A 3560-nucleotide genomic window follows, 5' to 3' on the forward strand; every position below is an offset into this window, starting at 1 on the left:
GTTCCTCGCGCCCGATATTGTGCAGTCGATAATGCAAGGCAAACAGCCAACGGACTTGACCTCCAACTATTTGGTGCGCCATCCACTCCCAGCTGATTGGCAACAACAGCGCAAGACTATCAAAACGCTTTAGCCCGCAAACGATGCAGTAATCCCAAACCTGTCAGCACCGAAATCAACAAAAGAGACTTTTGGCTATACAGCTCCATTTGCGGGTCGACACCAACGTCTCGTTACGCAAACGGGATCGCTAACGCGCTGAAATAGCGCGAGAATTCGGAGGAATGCTGAGAGTCGTCGGGAAAATTTGAAAAGATGGCTGGGGCGCCAGGATTCGAACCTGGGATGGCGATACCAAAAACCGCTGCCTTACCACTTGGCCACGCCCCAACAAGAATTGTTCAGTGAAGTTTTTATGACTGAACGATGCGGTCTATACGCGTTTTGAACTCAACGTGCAACCACCCAATTGGCGGTTTTTTAAAATTTTCCGCGAAAAAGTGATTTCGTATGTTTGAAAACGAAAAACAGGGGCAAACCTACCTTAGGATTCAATGTTTTCAAATAGATATCAAGGCATTTGGCGAATAGCACAACGCGCCAAGGTGAATCCATTTGCGAGCACATATGGTTTCTTTTGATATAGCCTATCTCCGCATGCCATGTTTTGGACGCCTGCTTGCAGGACCAATAGTTTCCATCTATTGCATATGATGAGATTCATTGATCCATATTGCCACCAAAGAGCAAATTTTCCCGACTATGCAGACGCAAACCGCGCCAACTTACAATACTGACTTTACGCCTCCAATTGGTGTGCCCGAAATTATTGCGCCAGGTATCATGCGTGTGGTCGCACCCAACGCCGGCCCGTATACATTTCAGGGCACAAACAGCTATATTGTTGGATTTGACGAGGTTGTTGTTATTGATCCGGGCCCAGAAGACGATGATCATTTTGCAGCTTTGCTGAGCGCAATCGTTGGGAAAAAGTGCAAAGGTGTGCTGCTTACGCACACGCATCGCGACCATTCAGCGCTGGCACCTAGGCTGGCGAAAGCCCTTGAGGTTCCTTTGATGTTTGAAGGCCCACATCGCCCCTCCCGACAGCTCAAAATGCTTGAAAGAGATCCCCTAAAGCCGTCCGGGCACTATGGGCTAAAACCCGAGTATGTTGTGCGCGACGGCAGCAAGATCGATTTGGGCGAAATCGGTTTGATTGTTCATACCACCCCTGGCCATTGCGCCAACCACATTGCTATTGGCATCGAGGGCCGTAAGGAACTATTCACGGGAGACCATGTCATGGGATGGTCTTCTAGCTTGATCGCCGACCCCGACGGGAGCCTTGAAGACTATTTTGCCTCCCTCGAGAAAGTCATCCATTTGCCCCACACCTGCTTTCTGCCTGCACACGGCGGTCCAATTAAAAATGGGCCGGAGTTCGCAAGCCAACTGCTTTGTCATCGGCAGGCAAGAAATAAACAGATTATTGCAGCGTTGGGGAGTGGCCCAAAATGGACTTTGTCATTGCTAAAAGAAATCTATCCGGACATTCCCATAAAGGTAAAACCCGCAGCTTTGCTTACGCTGAATGCGCATCTGCAGTACCTTGCTGCGCACAGTGAAATTGAAGCAAGTGGCTTGTTTTGGGCGAAGCGTTATTCAGCAAAGATGTGACGGATCGACGCTTGTGACATTGGAGCGCCCCAGTCAAAATGAGCATCCACTACAATGTTTAGATTGATGCCAAATTATGGGGATGATCATGGCCAAACCTGACCAACTGCCTTCCGACAGTTCATTGCAGCAATATTACTCGCCTGGTGATTTTATGGATAGTTACTCATCGAGTTTAAAAGAACGTCCAGATTTGCTCGATTGCGATATCCGATTATTGGCCGAGCAGATCGGCAATATTGAGATCGATTGGGCGGTCAATTTGCTGAAGCTGCGCAATATATTGATGCAGCCTTTCCGCCTCAAATCGACCAAGGATCTGATGGATGATGCGCAGGTTCCTCCCCTTGAAAAAACAATCGGCGACCGCGTTGCTTTTTTCAAAATCTACAACATCAGTGAAAATGAGATTATTCTTGGTGAGGATGACTGGCATCAAGACTTTCGTGTGTCTCTCTATCGGACCAGCGCAGCAAATCCGCGTGTAATCATGACCACAATTTGCAAACGACATAATGCTTTTGGTTATGCTTACCTCGCCGCAATTTTGCCTTTTCATAAGCTGATCGTGCGCTCAACGCTTGAAGCAGGTATAAAGAAGGCAATTACAGCGAATTAATCGGCAATTTGGCGTTCCGGTGTCGATGCGACGAGCTCGTCTAGTGTGAGCAAGAAATTCTCAATTCTGGCGCTATTCGCTCCATAGTCGCCACTGCCATAGCGCGAGGCAGACCGCACATTAACAATGACCAATTGGGCCGTTGCGCGTGTGCTTATTGTGACGTCATCCACAAACCCCAGCAGAGACTTGGCTTTGTAGAATTGGTGTAATTCCGCGGCACTTGTTTGTGTTTGATTGAGCTTGCTCCAGCCCATATTCGATGCTGCTTGGGAAATAAGATCCAATGCGGTTTGTTCATCCAACCTATATTGGCGCGTTCCGGCAAATCTGTATTTTTGTCCATCAATCAGTGTAGCAACAGGCGCATCTGCACCATTCGCGCGCCCTTGGATGGGAGTAATGAGTGGAGCCGTAGAAACGTCGTTGATATTTGGAAACTGGCTGGACATAACCGCCATGAACATCAAAAAAACGATGGCAACGGTTCCCACCAACAGGCCGCTTGTGGATTCTCGCCAACCAGCATCGCCGCTATACCACAAGCTGATGTAGCCGATCAGTCCTAGGATGAACGAGAAAAGCGCCAGTGCAATGGCAAGGATAATGCAGGCAACGAAAACAGAACTGGCAAGCACCCCAACATAATGCAATGCAATGGCCAACAAGACGAGCGGCAACACAGGGCGCGCCATACGCGTCGCCCATATTGCCCACCCAGATGTTCTGATGAAAACGCGCATATAGTCCTAAATATCTAAGTTCATTTAGACATTAAGGGAAGAGGCGCTGTCTTGTCCAAGGTTGGTTGGAATTTTCCCGTGTAAATCGCACCCTGTCATGTAAGCGATACTCTCCATCGCACCAGAACTCGATTTCAATTGGTTCAATTGTGTATCCGCTCCAATGGGCTGGGCGCGGCACATCTTCGCCATATTGCGCTTCGAATTGTGCAACGCGGTCCATTAGTTCTTGCTTGGATTGAAGGGGACGCGATTGCTCAGACGCATGGGCACCAATGCGCGAACCCAGCGGGCGGCTTTTGTAGTATGCGTCAGCAACTTCGGCAGAAACAGGCACCACAGCGCCCCGAATGCGCACTTGCCAATTAAGCGACTTCCAGAAAAAGCCAAGGGCAGCCTTTGGATTGGCGGCGCTTATGGCCGCCCATGCCTGGGTGCTAGAGGTCGTGCGTTATGTCGGTGCCGCCTACCTAATGTGGCTGGCGTTCAAAGCGGCGCGTAGCGCCATCGCGGGCAAC

The 3560-nt window shown here is 49.5% G+C and carries 5 protein-coding genes and 1 tRNA gene; 3 read left to right on the forward strand and 3 right to left on the reverse strand.

Translation table 11 applies throughout. The features are described from left to right. Positions 1 to 316: 316 nt before the first annotated feature. Positions 317 to 390, reverse strand: a tRNA-Gln gene (locus Q0231_RS03520). Between the two features lie 372 nt (positions 391 to 762). Between Q0231_RS03520 and Q0231_RS03525 the strand changes: the two genes are divergently transcribed. Together Q0231_RS03525 and Q0231_RS03530 are read left to right on the forward strand one after the other, a co-directional pair. Beyond that, positions 763 to 1680, forward strand: coding sequence for an MBL fold metallo-hydrolase (locus tag Q0231_RS03525; RefSeq protein WP_299345149.1), 918 nt, complete (start codon positions 763 to 765; stop codon positions 1678 to 1680). Positions 1681 to 1768: 88 nt separating this feature from the next. Then, complete coding sequence (locus Q0231_RS03530) at positions 1769 to 2299, forward strand: DUF2867 domain-containing protein (protein ID WP_299345152.1); 531 nt, start codon at positions 1769 to 1771, stop codon at positions 2297 to 2299. On the opposite strand, the gene Q0231_RS03535 is transcribed toward Q0231_RS03530, so the two are convergent. After that, on the reverse strand, positions 2296 to 2994 hold the full coding sequence (locus Q0231_RS03535) for a DUF1499 domain-containing protein (protein ID WP_299345155.1): 699 nt from the start codon (positions 2992 to 2994) through the stop codon (positions 2296 to 2298). The two genes, Q0231_RS03530 and Q0231_RS03535, sit on opposite strands and share 4 nt — an antisense overlap. Positions 2995 to 3073: 79 nt before the next feature. Beyond that, the gene (locus Q0231_RS03540) at positions 3074 to 3400 is read right to left on the reverse strand and encodes a pyridoxal 5'-phosphate synthase (protein WP_299345158.1); all 327 of its coding nucleotides are present in this window, start codon (positions 3398 to 3400) and stop codon (positions 3074 to 3076) included. 58 nt (positions 3401 to 3458) lie between these two features. Here Q0231_RS03540 and Q0231_RS03545 point away from each other — a divergent pair. After that, on the forward strand, positions 3459 to 3560 hold a 102-nt coding region (locus tag Q0231_RS03545; RefSeq protein ID WP_299345161.1), incomplete at its 3' end, for a LysE family transporter.

The sequence above is a fragment of the uncultured Maritalea sp. genome (assembly GCF_937139385.1).
Taxonomy (GTDB): domain Bacteria; phylum Pseudomonadota; class Alphaproteobacteria; order Rhizobiales; family Devosiaceae; genus Maritalea; species Maritalea porphyrae_A.

Bases quoted from the DNA above. Each gene is read 5' to 3' on its own strand.
- Q0231_RS03525 (WP_299345149.1), top strand. From the start codon at position 763: ATGCAGACGCAAACCGCGCCAACTTACAATACTGACTTTACGCCTCCA.
- Q0231_RS03530 (WP_299345152.1), top strand. From the start codon at position 1,769: ATGGCCAAACCTGACCAACTGCCTTCCGACAGTTCATTGCAGCAATAT.
- Q0231_RS03535 (WP_299345155.1), bottom strand. From the start codon at position 2,994: ATGGCGCGCCCTGTGTTGCCGCTCGTCTTGTTGGCCATTGCATTGCAT.